The organism is Laspinema sp. D2d (genome assembly GCF_025370755.1).
GTDB lineage: Bacteria > Cyanobacteriota > Cyanobacteriia > Cyanobacteriales > Laspinemataceae > Laspinema.
The window spans coordinates 14,700-39,808 of sequence record NZ_JAMXFC010000013.1 but is presented as its reverse complement, the minus strand read 5'-3'; the positions used below and the strand labels follow the sequence as shown (position 1 = coordinate 39,808).

Sequence of the window (25,109 nt, the reverse complement as noted above, 5' to 3'; positions counted from 1 at the left end):
TGGAATAGTTTAGCGGTTAAATAGTAGCGTGATTTAGTCCAGTTCAGTGTCCTGGGAAACGGTTAGAAATTTATTAGTCTGGACCAGAGGAACGGTGTCAATGAAAGGCGTGTGAGGAGACAGAAACCGTGAAAGAGTAGCGAGGAATTGAGATGGCGATCGCGCCTAGCGGGCGGCAGAGAGAATTCTGGCACTGCTTTTAATATGAACGTGAGCGTACCAGCGGATCAATACCTGAGCCAAGAGTTGGTGATCGTGACGGACATAACCCGTTTCCCGGTCTTCCTGCATGACATTGGCAAACACCACACTACGGCCAAGTTCAGTAATGGTGGGGCGATCGACATAGACCGGATGGGAGTTATCTTGGGAATAGCGAATTAAGGATTGAGCCGAAGGCATTTGCTGTTGAACCAATACAGAACTAAACAGCTTTAATCCACAAGCTCGATCAATCGCTTTAATATGATCTGCAACGGTATAACCATCGGTTTCTCCCGGTTGGGTCATGATATTACAGACATAGATTTTAGGAACGTTGCGCTTGGCAATTTCTTCGGCAATTTCGGGGACTAATAGATTAGGAATTACGCTGGTATAGAGACTTCCCGGGCCTAAAATAATAAAATCAGCTTCACGAATCGCCTGAATAGCTTTAGGCAGCGGGGGTGGATTAGCGGGAGTGCAACCAATTTTGACAATTCTGCCATTCGCTTCCGTAATACTCGATTCTCCCTCAATGCGCCGACCATCGGCCAACTCCGCCCAGAGATTAACATCACAGAGGGTTGAGGGGAGGACTTGACCCCGGACTGCCAGAACTTTAGAACTGGTGGCGATCGCCCGTTCCAAATCCCCACTAATATCACTCATCGCCGTCAGAAAGAGATTCCCAAAACTGTGTCCCGTCAGACCATTTCCCGCCTTAAATCGGTATTGAAATAGTTCCGTTAATAACTTTTCTTCATCAGCGAGGGCCGCTAAACAGTTACGAATATCTCCCGGTGGCAACACCCCATTTTCCCGGCGTAGCCGTCCCGAAGACCCGCCATCATCGGCTACGGTCACAATCGCGGTAATGTTAGCACTGTAAGTCTTGAGTCCCCGGAGTAGGGTAGAAAGACCCGTGCCACCTCCAACTACTACAATTTTCGCGCCTCGATTTAACTTCCGGTGATGCAGCAGCACATCAATCAACTCGTCCTCCGCACCGGGTCTTAATACTTCCGTAATTGAGCCCACAGTGCGGGTTTGGCCCCAGAGAATAAAGAAAATCCCAAACAGGAGGACAAAGGGACCGCTAATATAGCTAGGAATCACCGTTGCCAGTTGGGTCAGTGTTTTTTCAATCAACTGAATCGCGAAAAAAATCGGGGTCAGTTTAACCCATATTGCCAGACCGAGAAGGGTTAATAAGACCCCAACCGCACTTAAGAGCAGCCAGCGTTTGACGAATAATCCAGGGGCTAACCATTTAAACCAATGGTTAAATCGCATCCCTCGCCGGAACAGGGGCTCCGGTTTGAGGGCATGGAAAGCTTGTTTGAGTAAACCAATTGACATGATTAATTTTAGGAGAGGGGATTAAAAAAGGATAGAGCCGAAATTTAGACCTTTTTGGTTTTGATTCTAATTGCAAAAGGTCTGTTCCGAACTCAATGGGACAATTGCCTGTCACGGATTAGAGATCATCTCCATCGGTTAAATAGGAGAATATGCTTACCAGGATATCGGGATTGTTCCCCAATGGCGAGAGACCCCGGCCAGAAGCGCCCCGGTTGAGGGTGCGGGTCCGGATTAGAATCGATCAGGGTGAGGCGATGTCGCTCAATAATTTTCCAGTCTGACAGGAAGCTAGAGCGTTCCATCCCTGGGGAGAGTAGCGACGATGAACTTCCCACCAGCCCCGTGGCTGGACTACTATACTTAACCTTTAGTGATTAGTCCGTAGAGCGTTACCGTAGTTGAGCCGATGAGTGAGCCATTGATTGAATTGAAGGGAGTGTCTAAGTCCTTTGGGCGGAACGTGATTTTAAAAGATGTGGATTTAAACATTTACCACAACGAGGCCCTTTCAATCATTGGACCCTCTGGGACTGGCAAATCGACAATTTTGCGGATTATTGCGGGACTGCTGGAGCCTGATGCCGGGGAAGTTTATGTACAGGGAATGCGCCGCGATCGCTGGATGGACGATTTGGCCGATCCCATTGGCATTGGCATGGTCTTTCAAAATGCGGCCCTCTTTGATTCCTTAAACGTCGATGAAAATGTCGGATTTTTCCTCTACGAACACTCCAAATTATCTCGCAAGCAAATTCGCCAACTGGTCACCGAGAAGCTCGAAATGGTAGGGTTGCCAGGAATCGGCAATAAATACCCCGCCGAACTGTCTGGAGGGATGCGAAAGCGGGTGAGTTTTGCCCGGGCGATTATGGCGAATCCAGACGACCCCACCGCCAGTCCAGAAGTGTTGCTCTATGATGAACCGACGGCAGGTTTAGATCCGATCGCCTCTACGGTGATTGAAGATTTAATCCGAGAGTTACAGGCGGCCCGAGGCGGCTGTAGTACCTATGTCATGGTGACGCACCAAGATAGCACCATTCGCCGCACCTCTGACCGCATTGTGTTTTTATTTGATGGGAAAGTGCAGTGGCAAGGTGGAATTGAGGAGATTGACACCACCGAGAACCCCTTAGTCCGACAATTTTTCAGTGGGAGCATTACCGGACCGATTCAACTAGCGGGTTGAGCATCAGGCGATCGCAAGGCAGCATGGAGGTAGCAGTGCTGCGGTGGTATGGCATCATCAGAGTCTGGGTAGGACTGTACAGGTGGGAGTCAAAATCATCACAACAACGTCAAAAGAGCAACTATCGCAGAAGGAGAACCCATGCGTTCGTCACGAAAGCTGAGAGAAGGATCGATTGGTTTATTACTTTTAGCCGGTCTAGGATTATTTGGGGGCATTATCTTATGGCTGCGCGGGGTCGGATTAGGCCGCGAAAGCTATACCCTGGTTGTGTCATTCCCTAACGTGGCGGGAATGCAAGTGGGGGGTCCAGTACGTTACCGGGGTGTCAGCGTGGGCCGGATTGCCAATATTATCCCTGGAACCAATGGAGTGGATGTGGAGCTGATCGTATCTCCCGCAACCCTGGTGATTCCTAATGCCGTGTTGATTGAGGCCAATCAGGGGGGGTTAATTGGGGAAACCTGGGTGGATATCAACCCCCTCCAGGCTTTACCGCCTCAAATTATTAAAACCACAACTCCCCTCGCCTCGGATTGCAATACCGAGTTAATTTTGTGCAATCGGGAGCGTCTTGAGGGACAGATTGGGGTGAATTTTGACGAACTGATTCGCGGTTCAATGCGGTTTACGAATTTATTTTCCGATCCTGCATTTTTTGCCAATCTGAATGCTTTGGTGAAAAACTCCACGGTTGCCACGGGTGAAATTACCCAACTCAGCCGCCAAATGAATATCTTGAGCCAATCGGTAGAACGAGAGTTAGGGATTTTCTCCACTGCCGCCCTCCAATCAGCTTCGGCCCTGAATACCGCTGCGGGACAAATTGGGAATACGGCGAATCAGGTGGGGGCAATTTCGACTCAACTGGGGAGGACGGTGAATCAATATGGGGCGATCGCCGGGGATATCCGCACCGCCACCAATCAAATTGGGGCGACTGCCAATCAATATGGGGCGATCGCCGGGGATATCCGCACCGCCACCAATCAAATTACCGCTATCTCCAATCGCTATGGGGCGATCGCCGGGGACCTCCAACGGACGGTCAATCAAATTGGGGCCGCCGCTGAGGAATATAGAGGCGTTGCCGGAACCTTTGGGGCCAGTGCCGATCGCATCAGTCTCACCCTCGATCGCGTCGGTGGCACCGTCGAGGGACTCGGCGGCACCGCTGGAGAACTCAACCTCACCGCTGCGGACCTCCGCACCCTGATTGGCAGTGTCAATGAACTCGTTGCCACCAATCGCGGTACCCTCGTCACCACCCTCAACAACATCAACACCACCAGCGAACAACTGCGAATCAGCGCGCAACAGATTACCCCCCTCGTCGCCCGGGTTGAACAACAACTCACGCAATTTGAGGATTCTCAACTCTTAGCGAACCTAGATACCCTCTCGGTTACCGCCAATGAACTCGCCGCCAATGCCTCCGCTGCCTCGGCCAATCTCGCCCAACTTACCGATACCGCCATCTCCCCGAGCAATCTGCTGTCATTACAACAAACTTTAGATTCAGCCCGCGCCACCTTCCAAAATGTCCAAAAAATCACCTCGGATTTGGAAGAGTTAACCGGCGACCCCGCTTTATTTGAAAGTATTCGGAATATTTTGCTAATTCTGGGGGATCTGCTCTCTTCTACAGAACAACTGGAAGAACACGCGCGGTTTGCGATGGCTTTAGCGCCCCTTTCTCATACCGTCAGCGACCCTTCCTTACAGTCCCAACTCCTCCCCCCAGCTTCTGACGAGAAACAAAGCCCCCCCTCTGCATCTCCAGGCCCTAATCCGGATAAACCCACGGCAGGTAACCGTTGATTCCCCGGACCCATCCCGGGGAAAACGGGTTAACCATAAAGAAACCAGTCCCCCACCTTGAGGCTAAATTGAGCCGGGAAGGAGGGGGACTGGTCTAAATTTTGAGGGAATATTTAGAAAACTCGACTAAAACAATGGGTTGTTTTACAGTTCTCTAATCCTCATCGTCTTCGTCGATCTCCTCATCGTCTTCGTTGAGGAAGTCATTTTTACTACTATCGACCTGAATCAGGTGGATGTGCTTGTAACCCAGCTTAATTTCAAACTCATCACCGGGCTTTAATCCCATTGACTGGGTATAAGTTGAACCAATCACAATTTGCCCGTTTTTGTGGACGCTGACTCGATAAGTTGCCTCTCGACCGCGACCATCTTTTGAGCCCTCTGGACTCAGGGGAATCCCGCGAGCTTCCAGCACGGCATCATAAAAGTCCGTGAGGTTTACCCGAAACTCTTCATTTTTTGACTTACTGTAGTATCCACAGCGCTTGGCGGTTTCTCGGCGGGGTAAGTGCGAGAGTTCTTTTACTTTTTGAAGCAGCGCCTTTCCTTTAAGGGGGGTTGTAGCAATTTCACTCATTGCTTTCAATGATTATCCTTCCCGATCTAAAAACTGAAAATTCAGCCGCATCATTCAATTTGGCCTAGTTAAAAATATATCCTCAAACCTGTGATTTTTAACCATAATTTTTTATAAAAAAATTAGACGGCTCAATTTTCAACCCCGGTTCACGGGAATCGACCGGGGTGAACATCCCTGAAGTCCTTGGATCCGACTCTCTCCCCTTTCCCAAAAACCCACTCCCCCTTGACAAATTTGCCTAGGTCTGTGCGGAATCGGAATACTAATTTGACTTGGAACCTAACAAGCGCTGGAGTTGCTTGAGGGATTGATAAATTTCGGGAAGACGGTTGGAGAGGGCGACAGTTTTCAGCCAGTGTTTGTTAGGAACGGCTGGAAAACCAGAGACGATCGCCCCGGGAGAAACATCACTGGTAATGCCGGTTTTAGCAGAGGCGATCACTCCATCTCCGACTTTCACCTGATTGTTAACCCCTACTTGACCGCCTAAAATCACGTTGTTCCCTAACTTGGCCCCACCGGCTAATCCCACTTGGGCGGCGATCGCACAATTTTTGCCAATTTTGCAGCCATGACCAATCTGTACTAAATTATCAATTTTGGTATTCTCCCCAATCCGAGTTTCCCCAACTGCGGGACGGTCTATATTGCTGTTACAACCGACCTCTACGCGGTCCTCTAGGACGGTATAGCCCGATTGCTCCATTTTCACCCAACCGGCGCGAGAGGACACAAATCCAAACCCTTCAGACCCAATCACGGCCCCGGCGTGAATGGTACAGTCTTTGCCGATGCGGGTGCGTTCATGAATGGTGCAATGGCTATGCAAAACGGTCCCTTCCCCGATTTCGGCATGGGGATAGAGGGTGACGTTGGGATGAATACAAACATTGTTGGCAATTTTGACCCCATTGGCGATGGAGACAAAGGCCCCGATCGCTACATTTTCTCCCAAGGTGGCATCAGGATGAATCGAGGCGGTGGGATGGATGCCTGCGGGGAGTCGAAAGGGTTGATAAAACAAGGCGATCGCATGAGCAAATAATAATCGCGGTTCCCGGGTTGCAATCCAAGCAATCCCGCGATCGTTCGCCTGTTGCTGGAACTGAGGATTCATCGGCAAAATTAACGCCGTAGCAGCAGTCACCGCGATGCGATCGGCAAATTTACCGCCTTCGATATAACTCAGGGTCCCGGGAGTTGCCTCGTCTACTGCTGCTACTCCAGTAATTTCCGGGTCATCCCCCTGAGAAACGGCGGGACTCTCCGGCAGATGAATGGCAAGTTTTTGGACAATTTCACTAAATTTCATCATAGCGATCGGCGGTTATCGAAGGTTGGCCCGGGTCATCAAAACCCGCACCCTCAAGGGTGGAGGCTCACAGGATGAAGCCTGGGAAGGCAGGCTACCAGAGTATTGTTAGGGTGTTGACACCCTTAGAATTCTCCAAGAAGTCGAGTCTTTTCTCTCGGTTATTGGTGGCACTAAAGTATCCACTCCCCAAGGATTCAACCGCTAAAAATACCATAAAACTTGTTGCAGTTTTTAATCTTTGGGCAATCCCTACCTCTATCAAAAAACAAAGCCTACTTATGCAGCAGGCTTGAGGGGTGCTATTTATTCAAGAAATGAATTATTGATTGACGGAACTGGCTTCTACATCTACTACCGTAGAACCCCCCACTGTTGAGGCGGTATTGACAGGATTGGCGGATTCTCCGACTTCACCTTTTCTGGCTTTGAAATAATCCATTGCAATTTGAGATAACTCAGCCACTAACAAGGTGGCTAGGGCGATATCGTCAAGTTGCCCAATCACGGGGATGAAATCGGGAGCAACATCAATTGGGCTGAAGAAATAAGCCACGGTTCCCAAAATAATCCACCAGCGATATTTGGGGTTGCGAAGGGTATTGCGATACCAGTTGTAAATTGATTGAATAGAGTTATTCATAGTTTGTCCTCCAGTTACTCTTCAATCTTGACAAAGCGATCGCCCAATTGTCGGTGTAGATAACCCCCCTATTTTTGCCTGGGAAGTTCTACTATTGACCGATCGCTGTCTTGGAGACGGGAAAATACTCCCCCTTCAATTCATCGGGTCCAATGGCAATTTATCCCTCAGCCACAAGGAACGCGACGGCTTCGACATGGGAGGTTTGGGGAAAGAAATCTGCCGGTTGCAGGAAACTTAGCCGATAAATTCCGCTATCACAGAGGATTTTCAGGTCCCGGGCGAGGGTGGCGGGTTTGCAACTGATGTAAACAATCCGCTGAGGTGCAATTTGAATCAAGGTATCCAAAACGCTGCGATCGCACCCTTTTCTTGGGGGATCCAGTAATACGATATCCGGTTTCTCTCCCGCCGGTAATCCCAGATTTTCTAATTGGGGCAATAATTTTTCAACGGAACCCCCCTGAAAAGAGACATTAGTCAATCCATTGAGTGCGGCATTTTCTTGGGCGATCGCGATCGCTGCCGGATTGATTTCTAAGCCGATCGCCTGTTTTACCCGTTTAGCCAGGGGTAGGGTAAAGGTCCCTATTCCACAATAGGCATCCACCAATCGCTCAGTTCCCTGCAAATCCAAGCGAGAGGCGATCGTTTCTAACAGGACCTCCGCCGTTTCCGGATTCACCTGAAAAAACGTATCTGAGCGGAGTTGTAACTGCACTCCGGCAAATTCATCCACAAAATAGGGTTGACCCGCCACACAGCGCGTTTCCTCCCCTAAAATCGCATTAGTCCGGTTGGGATTGTAATTAAGGCAAACTCCCACCAAATCCGGATAGCGGCTCAACCATTCTTCCGCCTGAGCCTCAATATCCATCACCTTGCGATTTGCAGAGACCAAAGTAAGCAAAATCTGTCCAGTACGGCGACCAATTTGCAGCGCCAGGTGCCGTAGATTGCCCCGGTGTTCCGTTTCATTGTAAATCGACCATCCCCGGTCCTGAATGTCCTGTTTCACCTCAGCCAGAAGAGGATTTAATCGCGGATCCTGCACAGGGCATTGATTTAAGTTGACCAGACGATGACTATTTTTTTCATAGTACCCCGCTTGGACATTCCCCGAAGCGGAACGACTCAGGGGATAGGTAGCTTTGTTGCGATAGCCAAAGGGGGAAGGAGAGGGCAGGATCGGTTCTACGGTCGCCTGTTCAATTCCGCCAATCCGGGCGATCGCTTGGGTGACGAGATTTTGCTTCGCTTGGAGTTGAGCAGAATAGGCGACACTTTGCCACTGACAGCCGCCGCATTTATCCGCGACGATACAATGAGGGCGAATCCGGTTAGGAGAGCGTTCTAGGACTTCTAGGAGCTTACCACTGGCATATTGAGGCTTCACTCGCACCAGCCGGACCAGTAGGCGATCCCCGGGAACCGCATCGGGAACGAAAACCACTCGCCCCTCATAGCGCCCCACCCCGTCCCCGGTGTCGCTCAAATCCTCAATTTCTACTTCGATCGCGCAACCTTGTTGCCAATTTTCATCCTGCCGATCCCCGACTCCGTACTTGTTTTGCCCATTAGTGGCATTCACTGTAAATTTACCTCTCTTTATTTGTGTTCCCCTCAATGGCTAAACTACAGAAATGGATCTCCGATGTTTTGTAAAACCATGAGTGTAGTTAGTCAAGTTATTCTCAAAGCCGACGATGAACTCCGTTATCCGACGAACGGGGAACTCACCAGTTTAACACAATTTTTTCAAACCGGCCAGCAACGGGTGCGAATTGCCACCACGTTAGCTGAGAACGAGAAGAAAATTGTGGAGCAAGCCAGCAAACGCCTTTGGCAAAAGCGCCCCGATTTTATCTCTCCGGGGGGCAATGCCTACGGCCAACGTCAACGGGCTCAGTGCCTCCGGGACTTCGGCTGGTATCTGCGTCTAGCCACCTATGGCGTCCTCGCCGGAGACAAAGAACCCATTGAAAAAATCGGGATCATTGGTGCTCGGGAAATGTACAACGCCTTGGGCGTTCCAATGGCAGGAATGGCCGAGTCCATTGTTTGCCTCAAAGAAGCGTCCCTGGCACTTCTAAGTCAAGAAGACGCCAACGCTGCTGCCCCCTACTTTGATTACATCGTTCAAGCGATGTCCTAAGTCAAAGAGCATTTCAAATCTAATTTTGATTAGCTAGATTGTAGCGGATAGATCTTAGTGCAGCAAGCATTAATACCTATCCGCTATTCTTTTGGACTAAATGTAGGATTCTCCCCCATCCACCCCATCTCCCCCATCCACCCCATCCACCCCATCTCCCCCATCCACCCCATCCACCCCATCCACCCCACCCACCCCATCTCCCCCATCCACCCCATCTCCCCCATCCACCCCATCCCTTGAATAAAGAAAAAAAAGATCCGGAAAATTTATAAAAAATTGGCTTATTTAGACGGGCATTAAGATAAGTAGCTAATCGGTAGCGTCAGGGTTCATTTGATGCAATTCCTATCAATATAATCCACAAGAACTGGTCTATGATGAATAAAATCAGCAGCTATCCCCTCGTTTTAATTACCTTATCGTTGCTGAGTGCAGTAACGGTTATTCTCGGGAGTCAGGGAGAGAACGTAGATGGGGGTAAAGTCCTGGCAAATGTTCCCACGATTCAGCCGAGTATGAGTGTTCAGCAACAGATTATTTATGTTGATCCGAAGCGGGGAAATGACTCAGGAAGTGCCGGTCAAAGTGAGGCGAATGCGTTACGAACCATTACCGCTGCTTTGGGGCGGGCGCAGTCGGGAACGGTGATTCAATTAGCACCGGGACGCTATCATGCGGGGGAAGTTTTTCCCTTGAAACTGCAACCGGGGGTGATTCTGCGTGGGGATGAAAGTAGTCGGGGTGATGGGGTGGTCATTACTGGGGGAGAAACCCATCTCAGCCGGATTTGGGCGGGTCAAAATATTACGATATTAGCCGGGGATAGTAGCCAAATTCTGGGGGTGACGGTTACAAACCCGAATCCTTACGGGACAGGAGTTTGGATAGAAAATGCCAATGCGATTGTGAGAAATAGTACCTTTACCAATAATAATCGCGAGGGGATTTTTGTATCAGGGACGGCTCACCCGATTATTGAAAATAATCAGTTTATGTATAATGGAGGAAATGGAATTTCGGTAACGAAGGAGTCGAAAGGGGAAATTCGCCGGAATGTGTTTCAGGATACGGGTTTTGCCCTGGCGATCGGGCATAATGCTGCCCCAGTTGTTGCCGGTAACCATATTCATCAAAATCGAATTGGGATTGTGGTGACGCAAGCGGCGCGTCCGATTTTAGAGGGGAATATTATCGAAAATAATAGCGATTATGGGTTAGTGGCGATCGCAGAATCTCAGCCCCAGATTGCGGCGAGTAATACGTTTCGTGGGAACGAACGAGAAAATCAACTGATCGCCCGCAATCCCCAGGGAATTCCCCCGACTCCGGACGAATCGACAGGCATTCAGCAGGCTTATTTCACCTGCGAACCCTACGGCAACAATTATGCAACAGTGGCTCAACAAGGGTATGCTTCGATTCCCCAAGCGATGATTGTTTGGAAGAGTTCGGAGGTGGATTTACCTGAAAATCGCTGCAATGAAGTGACTCAGAAGTTAAACCAAAAGGTGACGGCTTATGGGGGTCAATTGCATAAAATGTTATTTGCTACGGGACGGGTGAATAATGACCGGGTGATTTGTTTGGTTAAGGATTTACAAGACAGTTGTCAGCCCGATAATATGTTGTTCACTTTAAGCGGATTTAATGCCAGTGATCCGACTCAAGTGTTACGCCAGTTGATTGCGTTTAGTGTGGAAGGCAAGGGCAATCCGGTACAAGAGTTTGGTGAGGAGGCGATCGCGCCCTTAGAATCGGTTGCTCACAATTTACAACCGGCATTGGGATTGTGGTTTGTTAGTGGGTTAACTCCATAACAGTGCAGGAGATCGCCACTCTTTCTTTAGTGCTTTTTCTCTCAACACCTTGGGCAATTTGCCTCTATCAAGGCGCGGTTTATTCTGCGCTTTTTTTGTTTATTTAATTGCTACAAAGTTGGGAATGCAAAAGTTGTTTAGGGTATGATTGGCACATTTGTCTTAATTATATTCTAATTGAAAAACTGGAAAAAAGCCTTCTATTACGGGCATTTTTTTAGAAAAAATTAACAAGAATAAAGGAATATTTGAAATGCACAATATGAATTTTAATTATCAATTTTTGGCAGGAATGGTAACCGTTACAGTGGGAAGCTGGAATCTAATCGCTTTGGCATTGACTCCGGCGGAAGTGGATGCGGTGGCATGGCAAGTTTCGGTGTTAATTAGTCCGAATTTGACCCAACAGGGAGATGCGTTTCTGATTGAAGGAGAAAAAACAGGGAGTGGGGTGATTGTAGCGCGGGAGGGGAATAGTTACTATGTGCTGACTGCTTTGCACGTCGTTTGGAAACGGGGGGGATTTCATGCGATCGCCATGCCAGATGGGCAGGTGTATTACGTTGAGGCTTCGGAAAATAGTCGGGATATCATTCCCCTGGGTCACCCTTCGGGGGAGTTGGGACAAACGATCGCCGGATTGGATTTGGCCCTGCTGCGGGTGCAAAGCGATCGCACCTATCCCTTGGCGAGAATTGCCTCGAATCCTCTCCAGTCAGGAACTCCGGTGTTTGTGAGTGGATGGCCCAATCCCGACGATTTGCGGCAAAAAATTCGCGATCGCCAGTTAGTCGAAGGTGCGATCGCTGAAGTGACTCCGCCTTCCAATGATGGCGGTTATCGGTTACTCTACAGCAATCCGACGCGCAGTGGCATGAGTGGAGGCGGTATTTTTAATGCCAATGGGGAACTCATCGGGATTCATGGCAGGGGACGGGGAGTTCAAAATAATTGTAGTACCCCAGAAGTCAATGCCAACAATAGTTGTGGAATGTATATCGGTGAGTTTTTAGCAGACGATCGCGTGCAAAGTCTCCAGTTATCCTGGAATCGCAATCCAGTCGATCTGGGGATGATTCAATATGGATTGACTTATACCAGTCAAACCGATCGCGTCAATGGTTCTCCTGTGGCGCGGAGTACCCCACCCCCTGTCATCCCCCCAACTCTCACCCCGCAGACCCCTCAGACATCGCCATCCCCTCCTCCCGTGGCAGATTTTCCCACGCCCTCTCATGAGGCGATCGCTGAAGCACAAACGATTTATTATGTTGACCCCAATCACGGCACCAATGGCGCTACTGCGGGACTCACTCCCGAAAATCCCTTTCGGAGTATCTCCTATGCGCTACAAGGTGCGCGTCCCGGAACAGTAATTTATCTCGCCCCTGGATTGTATAGCGCCCGGGAAACTTTTCCCTTGAAACTGAATCCAGGGGTGATTTTAATCGGTAATGAATCCCAGCAGGGAGAAGGGGTAATTATTCGCGGGGGAGGAATTACGTCCACGCGCACCGCTGGACGACAAAATTATACCCTATTTGCCGGAAACAATAGCCAAATTTTAGGGGTAACCCTGACGAATCCGGACCCAAACGGAACGGCAATTTGGATTGAAGATACAACCACTGCTTTGATTCGCAATAATACTTTGATGGATAATCCCCGAGAGGGAATTTTAATCGGAGGAACCGCTACCCCAATCATTGAAAAGAATCGGTTTGTTAATAATGGCGGAAATGGGATTTCCGTCATCCAGCAAGGGCGAGGAGAGATTAGAAATAATGATTTTACTAACAATGGAATTGGGTTGGCGATCGCAGGTATGGCAAATCCCTCAATTGCGGACAATCATATTCGCGGCAACCGCAATGGAATCGTTGTTACCGCCTCAGCAACACCGACTATTCAAGGGAATATTCTGGAAAATAATCAGAATTATGGGATTTTAACCCTTGGATTGGCCCAACCCACCCTCGGGGATAACAACTTGTTTAGAAATAATGGAATCAGTAGTCAAATCACCGCTAGAATTCAAGATTGGGCAGGAGATATTCCCCCAAGAACTGTTAACTCGACGATATTTGGTTGCCTGGAATATGACGGGGGTTTAGCCACCTTTGCTTACACGGGTAAGGGGTCGATTCCGCTGCCCTTTTTAAACTGGAATCATACGGCTTCTGACTCGGGATTAAACCGTTGTCGCTTGGTTACTTCTAGTTTAAATAAAATTCTGGCCTTAAATGGTCAAGAGTTATCTACAATGGCACTAGCTACGGGACGAATTCATAATAATAATGCAGTTTGTTTAGTCGAACAGTCCACAGGAATTTGTCAGGATAGCAATCTGCTCTTTTATTTAGGGGGAGAAGAACAGCGCAATCCAGAAGAGGGATTAGCACCGCTACTCCTGTTTGATTGGGAAACCGCAGGAAATCCAGTCCAACAGATGGAACGCGGTACATTTTTCCCCCTAAACGCCTTTGCACAAAGGTTGAAACCTGAACCAGGATTATGGTTTATAGATTAGATTAGACCTCTGGCAAAATTACAGATTACTCCCCCAAAACCACTTTGTTAATGGGGGCTTAAAGATTTATAAAAAAGGTGTAGTAAGGTTGATAAATTATATAAAACATCTTAAAAGTTTTCCCTGGATTAGGGGGTGGGGATTGTGACTTTAAATTTTTAAACTCATATCTTTATATCATCAATCAGAAAGTTTCATTTAAGGTAACGCTAAATATCCGCATAATCCCCGGTGAAAGGGATACAGAGGTTCCCCATTCATGAGATTCCTTTGGGGAGTGCGAGCATCTGGCTAACTATTTTTAAGAGGCTCACACTCCTCTAAAGGTTTAACTTAAATGTTTGAGAATTACACCACTGTTTGGCGTAAGGGGAAGAGATTTTCTTGAGAGGTATCCTGGGAAAAGACATTAGCATTGACGCCAACATTGACGTTGTTTAAAGCCTTGATATTTGACACTTCAATTAAAGAACTTTGGCCGCCGGATAGATTAGCTGATTCTTCCTCGGACAATGGCTCCAAGAAATCTAAATTAGAAAGTTCAGTGCTGAGATTGATGTCTTGAATTTTCATGATTTTGGCTCTCCTTATTTTTTTTGAATTCTGAATGAAAAAATGGCTTTGGTTTTCAAAGCATTGATTACATTAAGCCGCACAAAAAAATGAGTCGTGTCATCCTTGCGGTATAAATGCAAAGATTTTTCCGAAAAATGTCAAATTAATTACAGAAAAGTAAGACAGGGACTGATGTAGGTCGATCGCCCCTTCTGGAATGAGACCCTAAAGACTACTCCGTTAGTTAGGGTTTCCGCCCGTTTTACGCCCTTTACGGCGTTTCTAAGGAAGGAGAAGCTGAAAGAGGACCTATGCCTTGAGAAATAAAGCAAGTATGATTACTCAGCAATCTGGCCGAAATATTTCTGAGGGAGGGATAATCAGAATCGAGGGTCGGTCTTTTCAGACGTTCCCGGAACTGATAGGATAACCTTTAACACCCATCCGATCCAGGGATACCGCTATGGTTCCGAGTACCGCGATCCGCTTACCCAATCACAGGTGGCAGATTTATCCTCAAAAACCCGAACTCGCCCAGCAGATTGCTGAGGCAGTGGCGTTGCCACCCATTTTGGCGCAAGCACTCATTGATCGCGGCATCGAAACTATAGAAGAAGTCAAGGCCTTTTTAGACCCTGAATCGGTGATTTTGCCCTCTCCTGTAGATGAGTTTCCCGACTTGGCATTGACGGTAGAACGATTAGAAAAGGCGATCGCTACTGGGGCAAAAATTGCGATTTGTGGCGACTATGATGCCGATGGAATGACGAGCACTGCCTTACTCATGCGGGCATTACGGGCATTAGGTGCGAATGTGGATTATGCCATTCCCAGTCGCATGGCAGAAGGTTACGGGATCAATGAGCGGATTGTCAAGGAATTCCACAGTGAAGGGGTAAAAATTATTTTAACCGTGGATAATGGCATCGCCGCCGTCAAACCCATCGCCCTGGCGCGAGAATTGGGGATGGATGCAATTATTACGGACCACCATGAACTCCCCGATGAACTCCCTCCGGCGACAGCCATTCTTAACCCAAAACTGATTCCAGAAACCTCTCCCTATCGGGGAGTTGCTGGGGTGGGAGTTGCTTATATTTTAGCCATTTGTTTAGCACAAAAGTTAGGTCAATCCCAACCTTTAATCAAACCCTTACGAGAATTATTAACCCTGGGGACTATTGCGGATTTAGCCCCATTAACGGGGGTGAATCGCCGCTGGGTGAAACGGGGATTGCGCCAATTACCGGAGTCGGAGTTAGCGGGGGTACAAGCGTTAATTCAGGTTTCCGGTGCCAGTAGCAGTGGGAAAACCATGAAACCGGATGAAATCGGGTTTCGGTTGGGCCCGCGCATTAATGCGGTGGGACGGATTGGTGATCCGCAGGTTGCGATCGAACTACTGACGACGGATGATCCAGGGATTGCGTTAACGCGGGCGATGCAGTGCGAACAAATCAATCAGGACCGTCAGCAGATGTGCGAAACCATCGAGGCGGAGGCAGTTGCCTGGATTGAAAGCAGTGGTATGGACTATTTAGGGAGTCGTGTGTTAGTTGTAGTCCAACCGGGTTGGCATCATGGTACTATTGGTATTGTTGCTTCTCGCTTGGTGGAACGCTACGGAGTGCCGGTATTTATTGGTACTTATGAGGACGATCGCCAGGAACATATTCGCGGATCAGCGCGGAGTATTCCCGAATTTCATGTGTTTGAGGCCATGCAACATTGCGATCGCTGGTTGGGAAAATATGGCGGACATCGCGCAGCAGGGGGATTTACCTTAAGTGTACAGAACTTAGACGGGTTTCGCCAAGGGTTGAGTGAGTTTGCTCATGGATGTCTGGAACCCCATCATCTCAAACCGGCGATCGCTATTAATGTGCTGGCAGAATTTGAGCAAATTGACCTCGACTTATACCGAGAAATCGATCGCCTCCACCCCTGCGGCATTGAAAACCCCTCCCCAGTATTCTGGACGCCGAATGTAGAAGTAGTGGAACAGCGTATCGTCGGCAAAGGACATATCAAAGTTACCCTAGAAAGCTCGACTCAAAGTTTCCACCCCAATTCGTCAAAAATTGCCACGCCGCGACGGATTCAAGGGATTGCATGGCGCTGGGGGGATTATTTTCCCTTGCCTCGATACATTGATGTAGCGTATAAGTTGCGGGAAAATACTTGGAATGGGAATACCAGTGTAGAAGTAGAACTGATCAGTGCCCGTTTGCCTGAGCACGAAGAGAGTCACCCGAGTGAGATGATCCGACAGTCCGGGCCCCCCCAACCCCCAGTCCGGCGATCGCTGAAAACGCCACCGAAACAAGCCGTCCAGGAATCACTTCCCCTAACAACGGTGGGCGTTACTATGTCTCGGGTTACCCCAGTGATCCCCGAAGCACCTCCGGTTACCGTTGATCCAGAATGGTTATCCGGAATTGCCTTACAATCCTTACTCCCTCACTTACAGGGTCGGGTGTTGTTCTATGGTGCCGGTAGACCGGAAATTGGCGCGACAGCCTGCGAAATTGAGTGGAACTTTCCTAAACATCCCTGTGATACGTTGTTACTCTGGACGTTACCTCCCTCGGGTACACATTTGCAATGGCTACTGGGGAAAGGGATGCCCCGTCAGGTATATGTTTATAATCACTTACCGCCTTTGCCATCACCGATGCAGGTGCGATCGCACCTACGCGATCGCCTCCAGGAGGCAGGGACTCAACCCTTGAACCTGTTACAAATGGGTCAAGAATTGTGGGTTGCACCGAGTACCTTGCTGGCGGCTTTACGGGAATTGGGCGATTCTTATCCGGAATTTCCTCCCACCCAAACCCTTGATTGCGAATTAGAACGGTTGTATCGTTGGTATGCCTTTCCCCCCGGGAAATTAGCGCAAATTAATTGGCGATCGCCCTTGCATTAGTCGCACTATTCCAGAATCGTAATATGATTGGTGTTATCGATAGTAATTTTTCCCTGGTGTTGTAACTCGCTCAGGAGGCGGGTAACAGTAACGCGAGTTGTGCAGGAAGCCTCGGCGAGTTCCTGATGAGTGAAGCGCAGACTCAAGCGGGTTCCGTTGGCAACAGGTTCCCCTAAAATGGTTTTTAAAACCTGGAGGAGGGTCAGCAGGCGATCGCTGGCGCGCCTTCTCCCACAGACGGATAACAACAATTCAGATTGCTGTAATCGCTGGGTGATTCCTTCAGCAATCAACTGAGTGAGATGAGGAGAGTGAGCCAGTTCTAGGTGAGAAATCGCGATTAATTCTACGGTTTGGGAAAGAGCAGTCACTTGATAGAGAGGAAGAACCGTTAAAGTCCGACAAAAGGGGATTCCTTTACCCGCTATTCCCATCAGCACCTCCCCATTATTTTCCGTCAAGGTACTCAATTTCACCCACCCTTTACAGATCAGCCAGAGGGCATCCGGTTGTAAAGGGATATTTTCTCCTTTAGAAAAACTATGCCTAGTGCGATCGCAGAACAGGTCCTCGGTGTTCTTTTTTTTCTGGGCCCGTGCGCGCTGGCTCTCGCTGATGTCTCGAATACAGAGGCAACTAGAAACAATGTTACCCCACGCATCCCGTTCCACCGTGAGGGTCAGCGCCGCATCAAACGGTTCCCGATGGGGGGAATAGAGTCTCGTAAGCCACTCCTGATCGTCCTCAACCTGTTGCCGCCTTTTCAGTTGTTCCCGAAACTCCCGGCGTGCCTCCATCGGAACCAAAATACTGACGGGTTTGTGCAGTAGCAATCCGTGAGTGCAGTCAAATAATCGGGTTGCCGCACGATTCACCGAGGTAATTGTGCAAGTGCTATCCAGGGCAATGTAAGGATGAGGTGCTTGCTCAAACAGGATTTGATAACGCTTGCATTCGGCTTCGAGTTGGGTGCGAGATTCAACCAGTTGTTCTTGTTGTTCCGCCAGTTGTTCTAAGGCAACGAGTAATTCTTCCGAAGCGGTTCCGAGTTCTTTAAAGGCGATCGGCAATAACTCACCCTGGTGCTGCATCCCCGAATGTTCAGCACTCCGGTGATACAGGTTTTCAATTCGCTGATTCATCGCCGTAACATACTGGGTAAATAAATCGAGTTTAAAAATACCTCCCTCCTGATCAATCTTCTCGATTTGGTATGAGTTAGTGGGTTTACTTGAGTTGATTGTTCATTTTCTAGCCTTTAGAATCAGAAATCTTAAAAATTAGTTATAGTAAAATTATACCCTAGTTGTGATCAAGATGCAAGTTTTGAAGGGGTTTGTTTAAAGGGGTTGCAGAAGGGTAAAAAGCCGATTAGCGTTTGATCGGGGGTTGGGGGTTGAGGGGACCGCTTCACAATTTTGCCCCAGGTGTTTTAAACCCTCCAGACTGAGGGATCAAATCCTCTGTTCTTCCCCCCTTTTGAGGCAGTCATCCTGCCCAAGGGCGATCGGGCCCGAGTGCAAAACCGGGGATTGCCCAGTCACCGAGTCTCCAAAAAATTGAGGACCCTAGTCCGGGGTAGGGTAGCCGGATCAACTTCATCATCCACAAGGGTTTCTGGATTTACTGTAGCCCCAGATACCAAAAAGGTTAACAAAAATTCTCTCTCGGGATAGAGTTTGAACTCTGGACTAGACTTTAAAATTAGTTAACACTTAAATATTTTACAAAGTAAATTTGACTCTAGCCTGAATAAAGTTACCTCAAAACCGGGAACTTTTTCCTGGGGTTTAGAGTCACTCTATTTTTAGTAAAATTTAAGTATAAAACAAGGTATGTTTTTCAACAACTGGGCATTTAAATGGCTGTCAAGGAGTTAACTGCAGGACCATGATGACCCTTAATCAATTGATGGAAATTTCGCACCCCGGTGATTTTTAATTTTATAAACGTTGATTAAAAATCATCTCCAGATATCAGTATTGTTAATTTTTAGACAGGAAGAAGATTACGGGACAACGAATTTCTATTCATCCCAAGTAGAGAGTATCTCTACCGGATCGGAACACTAATTAATATAGATGCAGAGAAACAAATTATGAATCGAGTAGCCACGCGCCCCCAAATATTAGTCGTTGAAGATAATCTCGCTTATGCCAATATCTTAAAACTCACTTTTGAATACTCAACATTTTGGGCAGAAGCAGAAATAAAAATAGTCAATGATGGCAGAGAAGCTATCGATTATCTCTCGCAGATTCAAGAAAATTCAGGCGATCGCCCGGAGTGCGGCCAGTTACCCGATTTGATTCTCTCCGATATCAATATGCCCCATTTGTCGGGATTAGAATTACTGGCGTGGGTTCGACAAACGGCTCATTTGCAACACTTACCTGTTATCCTAATGAGTAGCTATATCGAGACATTAGAGCTGGAAATTATTAAGAGCTTAAAGGCAAATTATTATTTTATTAAGCCCTTAACGATTCAAGACTTATTAAACCACCTGAATCAAACCCTTAAGCAACTTAAACCCAGTGAAGCTCACATTGTTGAATAACCCTCAATCAATCATTCAAAACCGAGAGAGACTTGGAGATTAACCGGGTCTTTCTTTATTGTTATTGCCCAGAACAGACCCATTTTGAGCTTGTTTTCTATTGTTGGGGTTCAATTCAAGGTTTGAATATCTTTTTCCAACTTTTATAACGTTCTAATCTATCTGCTGGTCAATTCACCGCAGGAATATCAGGATTGGTAGCTGTTGAACGGGTTAAAAACTGCTTTAACCGGACTGAAGGCGATCGCCCCAAACTTTCGCGTATCAGTCGCTACGTTAGTGCTTTACATCGACTCCTGTCTTCAGATAGAAATATTAAGGTCTAAAACCCGTTATCCTAGGGAACAGGGTAGTTGGGATAAATTTAACTCTATAGTGAGTCTAAACCCCGGTTGACTTCAACTTCTGGCTCATCCTGTCCCCCAGGGTCAGGGAAATTCATAAATTGCCTCCAGACTACTTCTGAATGAAGCATCAAGATTAGCATCGGAGTGAGGTCAGTACAATCTTGTCTCACTTGGCTAAAGTTTTATTAAACCCACAATCCACTCATGAATTGGATTGCGGGTTGTGGAACAGTGTTGCGCTCATCACCAAGAGGTTCCGGCAAGGGTCACAGTCCTGCTTTTAGAGGTCCCCAAACCTCTAAAAGCAGGACATCAATCGGTGTGCTTGTCTAACGGGTTGATTGAGAATCAAGATTCTAATTCGGGGTAAAATGAAGTCTCAGGGTTGATCCAATTGTCTTAAATTCGGGAATTCTCAAAAAAGCAGTCATTTGGGTATGGCACCAGATGAAGGGGTACGCTTCCCTAACGGGGTTAAGCCAACAATAGAAAACACACAGAATGACCAGTTTTTACAGTCTCCTGTGTCCGTGACAAGCGATTGGAGCATAAAGAGGCGAATATGAGCCAACAATGGTTTGCTGAACAGGATAGCTTATCCGATGCAGTAGAAGAACTTGCAGAAACCACCGTTTCCCTAGGCGTGATTTCTAGTTTTATGGTTCGCTATCAGGGTCAACAGCGTCGATTTTATTTACCCAGTGAGAGCGACTCTGAACCTTTAACGGCAGAACAAGCCTACTTGCGGTTGAAACAGTTGATGGAAGAATCAGGGCTATTGAGCCAGATCTTATTCTGATATTGTTCCAATTCTTTAAGCCGTTCAACCCCAATTTTTGTACCCTTTGACTGAACACCCGGTGTAGGGGGCGGGACCTTGATCACGGTGAGTCTGCGGGCCTGGGTAAGCGGGAAGATGGAACCCTCAATTCAGCGATCGCCCTTTGGGAAAAGTTTATCCCTGAATTTTATCCCGGAGTGAGCATTTCGAGAACCCTACAGTAAACCCTGGGAGTTAGGAAAAAGGAAGACTCTGATGGAGTCTTACTGGAGCCATTCTCCCAGGTTCTTGGTGCAGGGGTGAGTTTTTAGGCTCTGCCTTGATCATCAAGGGTCCTAGAGGGGACTACGAGCAGCCAGAACAAAACACTGCAAGGGGCAGAGTTTGACCTAGAAATCGCCACTTCCTTGGCGATCGCCCTTATCTAAGCGGGGATGGTGACAAAACAGCCCGAAAATCAAGCGCTACAGGGTTTAGGCAGCGGCGATTTGAGCTTATGTTGTTACATATCGCCGCCGCGAAATGCCAGCAAAAAGATGACCACTGGACCCGCAATCAAGATTAATCCCACGAAAGTGAGTTGAAGAATTACTTCCAGATTGAGGTTACTTGCAAAACTACTTAAAAAATCCATTTCTCCTCCCAACGGTGCCTGTCCTGAGTAGATATCTAAAACTAACAGCGCTTTACCCTACCCCGAATGGGAGAGGGGATTTGCCGCACTGTAAATCAAAATCCGCATACAATCTTACAAGTGAATGGTCCATTTTTTTAAGGAAGTTTACAAAAATCTGAAAAAACATCAACCTAGACCCGGTTTTGATTTCCCCCCGGGTCAGAGACTCCCCAGCGATCGCGGAGTAAAAAGCGCTATTGTAAAAAGGCACGAGGGTTTTATATGGGGTGTTTAACCGTGGCGAGTTGGCGATGTGTCAAGCAGTGTGGAGCGTGCTGTCATCTGGATCCCGAGGAACGTCCGGAGTTGGCCGAGTATCTATCCCCGGAAGATTTGGCCTTATATTTGAGTATGGTAGGGCCAGATGGATGGTGTATCCATCTGGATCCGTTGAACCGGGAATGTACGATCTACGACGATCGCCCCCGCTTCTGTCGGGTCCTCCCGGATGTGTTTGAGGAGATGTACGGCATCGAACCCGAGGAATTAGACGAGTTTGCCATCGAATGCTGTCAGCAGCAAATCGAGGCCGTTCATGGCGATCGCAGCTTGGAAATGCTCCGGTTTAATGAAGCCGTTGGGGCTTCCCTCCTGGAACTCCCCCCTCTCGATTAAGCCGATTCTCTTTCCCGCAATTTCTCTCTCCTCCCGCCTATTCCTTTCGGTAGAGGCTGTGGCTCTAGGCAACCTCTTCTCTACCTTTCGGTTGATCTTTGGGGGGAGAGTCGGGAATAATGAAAGAACAATGAAAAAACTACAGCAGTTACCCTCCATGCCAGCAAACCCTTCTTCTGTCAGCGATGCGATCGAGACCCTTCCCACCTTGTCTCCTGTCCCCTCCGATGCGGAAGCCTGCTTAGAACGCGCTCTAACCCTCCCCACTGGCCTAGAACTCCCACCTACCCCCTCATCCCCGGTTGCACCGAAAACCCGAACTCCTAAAGCCCGTCCGGGAGCCTGGAGTGTTTTCGCCTCTACCTTTGTCACCATTTTTCTGGCTGAATTAGGAGACAAAACCCAAGTCGCCACCCTGTTAATGACCGCTGAATCCCAATCGCCCTGGATTGTCTTTGCCGGTGCCGGTTCCGCATTAGTCGCGACTAGCTTATTAGGGGTCCTCCTCGGTCGTTGGTTAGCCAGCCGCATCTCCCCCAAAACCCTCGAAAAATCAGCGGGAGTCGTGCTGCTGTTTGTCTCTGCAATGCTGATCTGGGATATTCTGCATTAAATTCCCCACCGCCTAAAAGCCCTACCCTTTCCCTCGTTTCTTTTTTCAGAATCCTTTAAAACATCAAGCAGGAGAGCAGACAATGGACTGGCAACTTCTCGGCGTAAGTTTTCTCACGATTTTTTTAGCAGAATTAGGAGACAAAAGCCAAGTCGCGGCGATCGCCCTCGGGGGTAGCTCAAAATTCCCTCAGTCCGTATTTTTCGGGACCGCTGGCGCACTTCTTTTAGCCAGTTTGTTAGGGGTTTTAGCCGGAGAAGGGGTGGCGCAACTCCTTCCGGCTCATCTTCTTAAGGCGATCGCGGCGATCGGCTTTGCAATCATGGCCCTGCGTCTCCTCTTCAGCAAAGATGAAGAGGATGAGGAAGACGCTTCATCCGACGCAGAAACCCCCGCAATTGCCCTCTCAGACCCCGATTAAATCGACCTAAGTCCTTCCTAAGCCTACGCAAAAGCCCCCAGATACCTGGGGGCTTTTGCTGACTTAAACTTACTATCGCGAAACTCTTATGAAGCGAGGCGTTGTTGTTGATTGCGATACATCCAACTGAGTAAAATACCACTGCTACCCAGTTTGAACAATTCCAACAGCCAATATCCTTGCTGCATTTGATTCATACCCGATGGAATCCCTTGGACGGGTTCAAATACATTCAGTTGCATCGCCAACGCGCTCATTTGCGGCGTTAAGCCATAGGTATCAATCAACACAATGAATAGGAGGATAACGGATAGGATAATAGCAGGAATAGTCCACTGAGGGTTTAATTGATGCCGTTTAACCACTGTAAGAATTCCGGTTAAAACTAACGCGGCACATAATAATTCAATCCGATTAAACATCCCAAAGAGCAGATAACCGGCGGAAGCAAACCCGGCTGCATTCATCATTCCGGCTGCATACATACTCGGCAGAATGACCAGATCCAGCAATAGGCAGGCACTCAGCCAGAACCCCAGGCTGAATAGGACGATGGTTTGCCACATCGGTTGTTTGATTGTAACCGTCGGATTAGTTGCCATAATATTTCCTCTTCCGCTCCGTCTTTTTTTTAGCTTAACCAATCAGCCCGGGAAAATCCATAAAGTAACATTTCAAAAGGATACAAAATGTTACTAAAATGAAGGTAATTACGGTTCTAAATGTAAACATTTATTGCAGGCGGTTCAAGAGAGGCGAGGAGTGGGGTCCTCGGACCGGGAGAGAGGTCGAGGACCGATCGCATTCCACTCCCTGCCAAAATAGTACAAAAGGCTAACCTAGAAAAAAGCGTGAAAGCAGTTATTTTATTATCCGGAGGATTGGACTCCTCCACGGTGCTCTACCAAGCCAAAGCCGATGGCTGCACCTGTTATGCGATTTCCTTTGATTACCAACAACGGCACCGCCGCGAACTGGAAGCGGCAAGGGCGATCGCCTTATCCGCTGGGGTCATAGAACATCAAATCGTCTCCTTTGACTTGCGACAGTGGGGAGGGTCCGCCCTCACCGACGACAAACTAGACCTCCCCTGCGATCGCTCTTTGGAGGAAATGGCTCAAAGTATTCCCATCACCTACGTTCCTGCGCGAAATACCATCTTTTTGAGCTTTGCTCTCGCCTACGCCGAAGCCACCGATGCCCGTCGGGTTTACATCGGGGTGAATGCTATCGACTATTCCGGCTATCCTGACTGCCGTCCCGACTACATCCAAGCCATGCAGACAGTCTTTCGACTGGGGACAAAACAGGGGAGAGAATCTGAAACAACAGAGATTGTCACCCCGCTGATTGATCTGAAAAAAACCGAAATCATCCAACTGGGGAACCGCTTAGGGGTCCCCTGGGAAAAAACTTGGTCCTGTTATGCCGGAGGCGATCGCCCTTGTGGCGTTTGTGACTCTTGTCAGTTACGTTTATCCGCATTTGCAGAATTGGGATTAACCGATCCTTTGCCCTACCTTCAAGGGGGTTCCTGAAGCCAAATCAGGGTGAATCTGGCTGAGATTGAGGAGTTTTAAAAGGCGATCGCACCCCCGAGAGGCTGTCCGGTTTTTCAAGACTGAGAAACCGGGAGTATTTACTCATTCCCCCGACATCCCGTCAGGGGGATTTATTTGCTTGTCCCTACATTTAGACTTCTTGCACAATTCTTTAAAGCCGATTGGCGTTTTTAAGGGGGGTTGGGGGGATCAATCCTTTTTTTGCAAGAGGTCTATTTAGGATGGCATCAAGTAGAGGATGAGAGGGGGGCGATCGGTCCGTCTACGGACGCGACTTTAAAGCAGTCCAACCCCTAAAAGAAAGCCCCAAGAAAGCGGGTTTTTGACTTGAATCTTGAAGGGCAACCCATCTCCCGGTTAAAAAAACCGATTTAAAGAAACAGTTTTCCGTCCGATCGCTTGAAAATGTTGAATCAAACGAACCCCGCAGGGAA

23 protein-coding genes are annotated in these 25,109 nt (G+C 48.2%); 13 read left to right on the top strand and 10 right to left on the bottom strand.

Annotation, left to right across the window (positions count from 1 at the left end; all coding sequences use genetic code 11):
* Window positions 1–165: 165 nt before the first annotated feature.
* Complete coding sequence (locus NG796_RS11055) at window positions 166–1,563, bottom strand: gluconeogenesis factor YvcK family protein (RefSeq protein WP_261206673.1); 1,398 nt, start codon at window positions 1,561–1,563, stop codon at window positions 166–168.
* Window positions 1,564–1,972: 409 nt separating this feature from the next.
* Between NG796_RS11055 and NG796_RS11050 the strand changes: the two genes are divergently transcribed.
* Both NG796_RS11050 and NG796_RS11045 read left to right on the top strand, forming a co-directional pair.
* Complete coding sequence (locus NG796_RS11050; RefSeq protein ID WP_261206671.1) at window positions 1,973–2,755, top strand: ABC transporter ATP-binding protein; 783 nt, start codon at window positions 1,973–1,975, stop codon at window positions 2,753–2,755.
* A gap of 141 nt (window positions 2,756–2,896) precedes the next feature.
* Window positions 2,897–4,576 carry an MlaD family protein gene (locus NG796_RS11045; protein WP_261206669.1) on the top strand — a complete coding sequence of 560 codons (1,680 nt, stop codon included), beginning with the start codon at window positions 2,897–2,899 and terminating at the stop codon, window positions 4,574–4,576.
* 154 nt (window positions 4,577–4,730) lie between these two features.
* On the opposite strand, the gene NG796_RS11040 is transcribed toward NG796_RS11045, so the two are convergent.
* The 4 genes from NG796_RS11040 to rlmD form a co-directional block, all read right to left on the bottom strand.
* Window positions 4,731–5,156 (bottom strand): AbrB family transcriptional regulator, encoded by a 426-nt coding sequence (locus tag NG796_RS11040; protein ID WP_261206667.1) that lies wholly within the window; start codon window positions 5,154–5,156, stop codon window positions 4,731–4,733.
* A 265-nt stretch (window positions 5,157–5,421) separates the two neighbouring features.
* Window positions 5,422–6,471: a UDP-3-O-(3-hydroxymyristoyl)glucosamine N-acyltransferase gene (lpxD, locus tag NG796_RS11035; protein WP_261206795.1), complete on the bottom strand. Its 1,050-nt coding sequence runs from the start codon at window positions 6,469–6,471 to the stop codon at window positions 5,422–5,424.
* A gap of 322 nt (window positions 6,472–6,793) precedes the next feature.
* Window positions 6,794–7,114 (bottom strand): YkvA family protein, encoded by a 321-nt coding sequence (locus NG796_RS11030; RefSeq protein ID WP_261206666.1) that lies wholly within the window; start codon window positions 7,112–7,114, stop codon window positions 6,794–6,796.
* A 160-nt stretch (window positions 7,115–7,274) separates the two neighbouring features.
* The gene (gene rlmD, locus NG796_RS11025) at window positions 7,275–8,705 is read right to left on the bottom strand and encodes a 23S rRNA (uracil(1939)-C(5))-methyltransferase RlmD (RefSeq protein WP_261206665.1); all 1,431 of its coding nucleotides are present in this window, start codon (window positions 8,703–8,705) and stop codon (window positions 7,275–7,277) included.
* Between the two features lie 78 nt (window positions 8,706–8,783).
* On the opposite strand from rlmD, the gene apcD reads away from it, so the two are divergent.
* Entirely contained in the window at window positions 8,784–9,269 is a 486-nt protein-coding gene (gene apcD, locus NG796_RS11020) for an allophycocyanin subunit alpha-B (protein ID WP_261206793.1), read from the top strand.
* A gap of 96 nt (window positions 9,270–9,365) precedes the next feature.
* Here the strand turns inward: apcD and NG796_RS11015 are convergent, their stop codons facing one another.
* Entirely contained in the window at window positions 9,366–9,500 is a 135-nt protein-coding gene (locus NG796_RS11015) for a hypothetical protein (protein WP_261206664.1), read from the bottom strand.
* A 146-nt stretch (window positions 9,501–9,646) separates the two neighbouring features.
* Here NG796_RS11015 and NG796_RS11010 point away from each other — a divergent pair, with 146 nt between their 5' ends.
* Window positions 9,647–11,089, top strand: coding sequence for a right-handed parallel beta-helix repeat-containing protein (locus tag NG796_RS11010; RefSeq protein ID WP_261206663.1), 1,443 nt, complete (start codon window positions 9,647–9,649; stop codon window positions 11,087–11,089).
* 253 nt (window positions 11,090–11,342) lie between these two features.
* Window positions 11,343–13,619 carry a DUF1565 domain-containing protein gene (locus tag NG796_RS11005; protein WP_261206662.1) on the top strand — a complete coding sequence of 759 codons (2,277 nt, stop codon included), beginning with the start codon at window positions 11,343–11,345 and terminating at the stop codon, window positions 13,617–13,619.
* 348 nt (window positions 13,620–13,967) lie between these two features.
* Here NG796_RS11005 and NG796_RS11000 read toward each other — a convergent pair whose 3' ends face one another.
* Complete coding sequence (locus NG796_RS11000) at window positions 13,968–14,192, bottom strand: hypothetical protein (RefSeq protein ID WP_261206661.1); 225 nt, start codon at window positions 14,190–14,192, stop codon at window positions 13,968–13,970.
* A 445-nt stretch (window positions 14,193–14,637) separates the two neighbouring features.
* Here NG796_RS11000 and recJ point away from each other — a divergent pair, with 445 nt between their 5' ends.
* The gene (gene recJ, locus NG796_RS10995) at window positions 14,638–17,100 is read left to right on the top strand and encodes a single-stranded-DNA-specific exonuclease RecJ (RefSeq protein ID WP_411268801.1); all 2,463 of its coding nucleotides are present in this window, start codon (window positions 14,638–14,640) and stop codon (window positions 17,098–17,100) included.
* Between the two features lie 5 nt (window positions 17,101–17,105).
* On the opposite strand, the gene NG796_RS10990 is transcribed toward recJ, so the two are convergent.
* On the bottom strand, window positions 17,106–18,242 hold the full coding sequence (locus NG796_RS10990; protein WP_261206659.1) for a helix-turn-helix domain-containing protein: 1,137 nt from the start codon (window positions 18,240–18,242) through the stop codon (window positions 17,106–17,108).
* 956 nt (window positions 18,243–19,198) lie between these two features.
* Here NG796_RS10990 and NG796_RS10985 point away from each other — a divergent pair.
* The 3 genes from NG796_RS10985 to NG796_RS10975 all read left to right on the top strand — a co-directional run bounded on the left by NG796_RS10985 (window position 19,199) and on the right by NG796_RS10975 (window position 20,806).
* Window positions 19,199–19,660: a response regulator gene (locus NG796_RS10985; RefSeq protein ID WP_261206658.1), complete on the top strand. Its 462-nt coding sequence runs from the start codon at window positions 19,199–19,201 to the stop codon at window positions 19,658–19,660.
* A 194-nt stretch (window positions 19,661–19,854) separates the two neighbouring features.
* Window positions 19,855–19,986 carry a hypothetical protein gene (locus NG796_RS10980; protein ID WP_261206656.1) on the top strand — a complete coding sequence of 44 codons (132 nt, stop codon included), beginning with the start codon at window positions 19,855–19,857 and terminating at the stop codon, window positions 19,984–19,986.
* A 583-nt stretch (window positions 19,987–20,569) separates the two neighbouring features.
* Window positions 20,570–20,806 carry a hypothetical protein gene (locus tag NG796_RS10975; protein ID WP_261206655.1) on the top strand — a complete coding sequence of 79 codons (237 nt, stop codon included), beginning with the start codon at window positions 20,570–20,572 and terminating at the stop codon, window positions 20,804–20,806.
* A 484-nt stretch (window positions 20,807–21,290) separates the two neighbouring features.
* Here the strand turns inward: NG796_RS10975 and psb30 are convergent, their stop codons facing one another.
* Window positions 21,291–21,422, bottom strand: a complete 132-nt coding sequence (gene psb30, locus NG796_RS10970) for a photosystem II reaction center protein Ycf12/Psb30 (protein ID WP_044196985.1) — start codon at window positions 21,420–21,422, stop codon at window positions 21,291–21,293.
* Window positions 21,423–21,701: 279 nt separating this feature from the next.
* On the opposite strand from psb30, the gene NG796_RS10965 reads away from it, so the two are divergent.
* The 3 genes from NG796_RS10965 (at window position 21,702) to NG796_RS10955 (ending at window position 23,113) form a co-directional block, all read left to right on the top strand.
* Complete coding sequence (locus NG796_RS10965; protein WP_261206791.1) at window positions 21,702–22,079, top strand: YkgJ family cysteine cluster protein; 378 nt, start codon at window positions 21,702–21,704, stop codon at window positions 22,077–22,079.
* A 130-nt stretch (window positions 22,080–22,209) separates the two neighbouring features.
* On the top strand, window positions 22,210–22,692 hold the full coding sequence (locus tag NG796_RS10960; RefSeq protein WP_261206654.1) for a TMEM165/GDT1 family protein: 483 nt from the start codon (window positions 22,210–22,212) through the stop codon (window positions 22,690–22,692).
* Window positions 22,693–22,774: 82 nt separating this feature from the next.
* Window positions 22,775–23,113: a TMEM165/GDT1 family protein gene (locus NG796_RS10955; protein WP_261206653.1), complete on the top strand. Its 339-nt coding sequence runs from the start codon at window positions 22,775–22,777 to the stop codon at window positions 23,111–23,113.
* An 86-nt stretch (window positions 23,114–23,199) separates the two neighbouring features.
* On the opposite strand, the gene NG796_RS10950 is transcribed toward NG796_RS10955, so the two are convergent.
* Complete coding sequence (locus tag NG796_RS10950) at window positions 23,200–23,715, bottom strand: DUF4149 domain-containing protein (protein ID WP_261206651.1); 516 nt, start codon at window positions 23,713–23,715, stop codon at window positions 23,200–23,202.
* 219 nt (window positions 23,716–23,934) lie between these two features.
* Here NG796_RS10950 and queC point away from each other — a divergent pair, with 219 nt between their 5' ends.
* Window positions 23,935–24,651: a 7-cyano-7-deazaguanine synthase QueC gene (gene queC, locus NG796_RS10945; RefSeq protein ID WP_261206789.1), complete on the top strand. Its 717-nt coding sequence runs from the start codon at window positions 23,935–23,937 to the stop codon at window positions 24,649–24,651.
* The last annotated feature ends 458 nt before the right edge of the window (window positions 24,652–25,109 follow it).